The organism is Mesorhizobium sp. M2A.F.Ca.ET.039.01.1.1 (assembly GCF_003998035.1).
In the GTDB taxonomy this organism is placed as follows: Bacteria; Pseudomonadota; Alphaproteobacteria; order Rhizobiales; family Rhizobiaceae; genus Mesorhizobium.
Genome location: NZ_RZRY01000472.1, coordinates 1 through 5,000 on the forward strand (window position 1 = coordinate 1; position 5,000 = coordinate 5,000).

General features: G+C 63.9%; 4 protein-coding genes. 2 read left to right on the forward strand and 2 right to left on the reverse strand.

Annotation, left to right across the window (positions count from 1 at the left end):
• Nucleotides 1-312: 312 nt before the first annotated feature.
• Nucleotides 313-1,011: a TetR/AcrR family transcriptional regulator gene (locus EOA24_RS27125; protein ID WP_189343303.1), complete on the reverse strand. Its 699-nt coding sequence runs from the start codon at nucleotides 1,009-1,011 to the stop codon at nucleotides 313-315.
• Between the two features lie 131 nt (nucleotides 1,012-1,142).
• Here EOA24_RS27125 and EOA24_RS27130 point away from each other — a divergent pair, with 131 nt between their 5' ends.
• Together EOA24_RS27130 and EOA24_RS27135 are read left to right on the forward strand one after the other, a co-directional pair.
• Nucleotides 1,143-2,336, forward strand: a complete 1,194-nt coding sequence (locus EOA24_RS27130; protein WP_127255886.1) for an HlyD family secretion protein — start codon at nucleotides 1,143-1,145, stop codon at nucleotides 2,334-2,336.
• 148 nt (nucleotides 2,337-2,484) lie between these two features.
• The gene (locus tag EOA24_RS27135; RefSeq protein ID WP_245467362.1) at nucleotides 2,485-4,068 is read left to right on the forward strand and encodes a DHA2 family efflux MFS transporter permease subunit; all 1,584 of its coding nucleotides are present in this window, start codon (nucleotides 2,485-2,487) and stop codon (nucleotides 4,066-4,068) included.
• Nucleotides 4,069-4,373: 305 nt separating this feature from the next.
• Here EOA24_RS27135 and msrB read toward each other — a convergent pair whose 3' ends face one another.
• Nucleotides 4,374-4,877, reverse strand: coding sequence for a peptide-methionine (R)-S-oxide reductase MsrB (gene msrB / locus EOA24_RS27145; RefSeq protein ID WP_126080180.1), 504 nt, complete (start codon nucleotides 4,875-4,877; stop codon nucleotides 4,374-4,376).
• Between the last annotated feature and the right edge of the window lie 123 nt (nucleotides 4,878-5,000).

Here is a 5,000-nt window from a genome sequence, read left to right on the forward strand (position 1 = left end):
TCCATGCGCTTTCCCCGTGCCAATCTTTCCGGCGCCCGTCCGCGCCGTGATCGTCGTCGCCCTGATAAGCGGAAGCGCCGGAAAGATTGGCACGGGGAAAGCGCATGGATGTCATACTCGAGACTCGCCGATTGAACGTCCCCCGAGACATAGGAAGCGATGGTTAACAGGTCCTTCCGAATGCGCGTGCCGGAGGGATGCCTACCAATATTTTCAGAGGGGTCGGGGGGACGATCGCGACGAGCGTCACAAGACACGGCGAGGCCTCCCAGCCTTGCTTCGCACGCTTTGGGATTCACATGCCCGGAGTGGTCAGGCCGATTGCAGCGCCTTTTCCTCGGCGAGGAATTTTTCCGTGCCGTAGGCCTTGAGGAAGACGTCGACGCCGGATTTCACGATACGCTCGATCTCGGCCTGGGTCGGCGCCTTGGTGCGGTAGGAAAAGATGCACTGGCGAAACAGGCCGGCGAGGCAAAGCTCGGTGAACTGATAGGCGGCAACGTCGACATCGTCGATCTTGAGCAGGCCGCGTTCAATGGCTTCATTGAGGAAAGCCATGACCTTGTCATGGCCCCGCTTCGGGCCGCGCTCGTAGAAACGCGCGCCGAGCTCGGGAATCCGGTCGGCGGCGCCGACGACGGTGCGCTGGGCCTGGATGACCTTGGCCGAAGTGATCTTGATCGAAAGCGCCATGCCGAACTTCACCAGCGTCTTGCGCAGGTCCTCGAAATGATCGAGCACCTCATACAAGTTCTTGAAGATGGTGCCGCGTTCTTCCTCGATGAGAGCCTCGAACAGCTCTTCCTTGTTTTCGAAATAGACGTAGATCGTGCCCTTGGAGACGCCGGCCTCGCGCGTGATGTCGTTCATCGAGGCGGCCTCGAAGCCTTTGTCTATGAAGACGCGGCGGGCGCCTTCGATGATCTGGGCGCGCTTGACTGGGTCCTGCCCGGCTGCCGGCCGGCCCTTGCGTAAGTCGAGCAGATCGCTATCGGCTGTCGTGTCGACCATGGAAGTCATTCCTTGAAAATATTTCGAACCACTCGGTTCGATTTCCTCTTGATATGGTCCTCTTTCCGCGCTATGTCAATCACCAATTCGAACCGAACGGTTCAGTATGACTGACATCCAGAGAGATACCCATGTCCTCCAACGCGCCCGCCACCGCCGAAGTCCGCACGTTTCCCAACGCCAAGGTCCAACCGTCGACCGAGGCTCCGGAAATCCCTGTCCAGCCCGCCGCCCCGGTTGCCGCGCCCGCGGGTGAAGCACCCGCCAAGAAGAAGCGTTCGGTGCGCTCTTTCCTTTTGCCGGTCATCGGCCTCGCCCTGCTCGGCGCCGGTTCCTACTATGGCTATAACTACTGGACCGACGGCCGGTTCATGATCTCCACCGACGACGCCTATGTCCAGGCCGACATGTCGTTCGTGTCGCCGAAAATCTCCGGTTATATCGACAAGGTGCTGGTGAGCGAGAACCAGCAGGTCAAGGCCGGCGATCCGCTGTTCGTCATCGACAATGGCGACTACAGAATAGCCGTCGCCCAGGCCGAAGCGCAGATCGCCACGCTGGCGAAGACGCTCGACCGCATCGACGCGCAGACCAAGGCCGCGCAGGCCTCGCTGTCGCAGGCCGAGGCGCAGAAGGTCGCCGACCAGGCCGCCGCCGACAATGCCGGCCGCGCCCAGGTGCGCGCCGCGCAACTGCTCAAGACCCATGTCGGCACGCAGGCGCAGCTCGACGACGCCCAGACCGCGCTCGACCAGGCCAAGGCGGCGCTTGTCGGCGCCGATGCGCAGATCGCCGCGGCGCAGGCCAATATCGGCGTTCTGAAAGCCCAGCGCGCGGAATCGGCCTCGACGCTCGCCTCGCTGCAGCTCACCCGCGACAAGGCCCAGCGCGACCTCTCCTTCACCGTGCTGAAGGCGCCCTATGACGGCGTCGTCGGCAACCGCTCGGTCGAGCAGGGCGACCTCGTCAGCCCCGGCCAGAAGCTTGCCGTCGTCGTGCCGATGGACAAGCTCTACATCGTCGGCAACTTCAAGGAGACGCAGCTCGGCCGCATGGTGCCCGGCGAGAAGGTCCGCATCACCGTCGACGCGATCGACGGCCAGAGCTTCGAAGGCACGGTCTCCTCGCTGGCGCCGGCTTCGGGCGCGGTGTTCTCGCTGTTGCCGCCGGAAAACGCCACCGGCAACTTCACCAAAGTGGTGCAGCGCGTGCCCGTGCGCATCGACGTGCCGGCCGACGTCTTGAAGACCGGCAAGCTGCGCGCCGGCCTCAGCGTCGTCGTCGCCGTCGACAGCCGTACCGCGCCGGCCTCGACGACCAACTGATTGGGGGGCGGTTCGGTGGCCAATCGAGCGCCGAGCCGCCCAGCCTGCTTTATCCGTTTCGACGCAATTCCGGAGCGCCACGCGCTTGTCTTCGAGAATTGCTTAAGGAGGCCATGACATGGCAACCGCAACCATCACCGCAGGATCAATGCCCGCACGTCCGGCAGCCGCCGCGCCGGCCCTGCCCGCGGACCATATGCCGGTGCGCCGCGTCATCGCCTTCCTGGCGATGGTGTTCGGCATGTTCATGGCGATCCTCGACATCCAAATCGTCTCGGCATCGCTGTCGGAAATCCAGGCCGGGCTCAGCGCCAGCTCCGATGAGATCCCGTGGGTGCAGACCGCCTATCTGATCGCCGAGGTGGTGATGATCCCGCTGTCGGGCTTCCTCAGCCGCATGCTGTCGACGCGCGTGCTGTTTACCGCCGCGGCCGCCGGCTTCACCGCTGCCAGCGCGCTGGCAGCGACGGCCACCAATATCGACCAGATGATCGTCTACCGCGCCATCCAGGGTTTCATCGGCGGCGGCATGATCCCCAGCGTGTTCGCAGCCGCCTTCACCATCTTCCCGCCTTCCAAGCGCGCCGTCGTCTCGCCGATGATCGGCCTGGTGGCGACGCTGGCGCCGACGATCGGCCCGACGGTCGGCGGCTATATCAGCCATGCCATGTCCTGGCACTGGCTGTTCCTGATCAATGTCGTGCCCGGCATTTTGGTGGCGACTGCCGCCTGGGCGCTGATCGATTTCGACAAGCCCAACCTGAAGCTGTTCTCCAAGTTCGACTGGTGGGGCCTGGCCGGCATGGCCGCCTTCCTCGGCTGCATGGAATATGTGCTGGAGGAAGGCCCGAACCATGACTGGCTGCAGGAGCCGGCCGTGTTTGCCTGCGCCATCATCATGACCATAGGCGGCGTCATCTTCTTCTGGCGCGTCTTCACCGCCGAGGAGCCGATCGTCGACCTGAGGGCCTTCAGCAACATCAACTTCGCCTTCGGTTCGCTGTTCTCCTTCGTCGTCGGCATCGGCCTTTACGGGCTCACCTACCTCTATCCGGTGTTCCTGGGACGCATCCGCGGCTACGATTCGATGATGATCGGCGAGGCGCTGTTCGTCAGCGGCCTGGCGATGTTCTTCACCGCGCCGGTCGCCGGCATCCTGTCGAACAAGATCGATCTCAGGCTGATGATGATGATCGGCTTCGCCGGCTTCGCCACCGGCACCTGGTGGATGACGCATCTCACCGCCGACTGGGATTTCTACGAACTCTTGATCCCGCAGATCCTGCGCGGCTGCTCGATGATGCTGTGCATGGTGCCGATCAACAACATCGCGCTCGGCACTTTGCCGCCGGAACGGCTGAAGAATGCGTCCGGCCTATTCAACCTGACCCGCAATCTCGGCGGTGCCGTGGGCCTCGCGCTGATCAACACGGTGCTGATCGACCGCAACGCTTTCCACTATGCGCGGCTTGCCGAGCATGTGCAGTGGGGCAGCCAGGCCGCACAGACCAAGCTGCAGAACATGACGCTGAACTTCGAGCAGACCGCGGGCCTCGACGCGGGCAGCGCGGCGATGTCGAAACTGTCGGGCATGGTGCACCAGCAGGCGGCGCTCTTGTCCTTCATGGACGTGTTCATGATGCTGACCGTGCTGTTCGCCTCGCTTGGATTCTTCGTGCTGTTCATCAACAAGCCGGCCCAGCAGGGCGGCGGTGGCGGCGGAGGCCATTGAGGAGCCGGAACCCCCGCCTGGTCTCCTCAACATGTGACCCCGGAAATCGGCGACGATTTCCGGGGTCATTCTTTTTGGAGAAATCGCATAGGGCGCTCCCCCTCACCCAGCCTCCGCTTCACTCGGCTGACCATTCCGGGGCGAGCCACGGATCTCGCCCGTCCTTCGGACCCCCGAGGGGAGAGGAGACTGTCGGCGCCGGCGCCAATCTCTTCTCCCCTGGGGGAGAAGGTGGCCGCGAAGCGGCCGGATGAGGGGGCGGCGCTACCCTATGCGATTGAGCTCTGTTGGCGCCGGGGGACCGCTCAAGCCGCGGCCGGCTTGAAGCTCAGCGCCACGCCGTTGATGCAATGGCGCAGGCCTGTGGGCGCCGGGCCATCGTCGAAGACATGGCCGAGATGACCGCCGCAGCGGCGGCAATGCACCTCGGTGCGCGTCATGCCGAGTGAATTGTCCACGGTCTTGCCGATGGAGTTGGCGATCTCCTGCCAGAAGCTCGGCCAGCCGGTGCCGGAATCGAATTTCGTCTCCGACGAATAGACCGGCAGGTCACAGCCGGCGCAGGCGAAGATACCCTTGCGATGCTCGTTGAGCAGCGGACTGGTGCCGGGATATTCCGTGCCCTGCTTGCGCAGCACGTCGAAAGCCTCGTCCGAAAGAATGGCGTGCCATTCGGCGTCGGTCTTGGTGACCTCGAACGTTTCGGCGGCGAGATCGGGTTTCGGTCCGCCGGCGCGCAGCATCGCTGCGGATCCGACGATGAGAGCGGTGGCGGCCGCCCCGCTCCAGAGAAAATCGCGACGGTTCATGGCCGTTCCTCCTGACGCATTTTGCCAAGATAGAGCCCGGCCCGGAAATCAAAAGCCGGTGACGCCCCATCCGTTCGTCTTGGTGATGCAGTTCCGCGCCGCCCTTGCGGGACGGCGCGGAAC

Bases quoted from the DNA above. Each gene is read 5' to 3' on its own strand.
- EOA24_RS27125 (WP_189343303.1), bottom strand. From the start codon at position 1,011: ATGGTCGACACGACAGCCGATAGCGATCTGCTCGACTTACGCAAGGGC.
- EOA24_RS27130 (WP_127255886.1), top strand. From the start codon at position 1,143: ATGTCCTCCAACGCGCCCGCCACCGCCGAAGTCCGCACGTTTCCCAAC.
- EOA24_RS27135 (WP_245467362.1), top strand. From the start codon at position 2,485: ATGCCCGCACGTCCGGCAGCCGCCGCGCCGGCCCTGCCCGCGGACCAT.
- msrB (WP_126080180.1), bottom strand. From the start codon at position 4,877: ATGAACCGTCGCGATTTTCTCTGGAGCGGGGCGGCCGCCACCGCTCTC.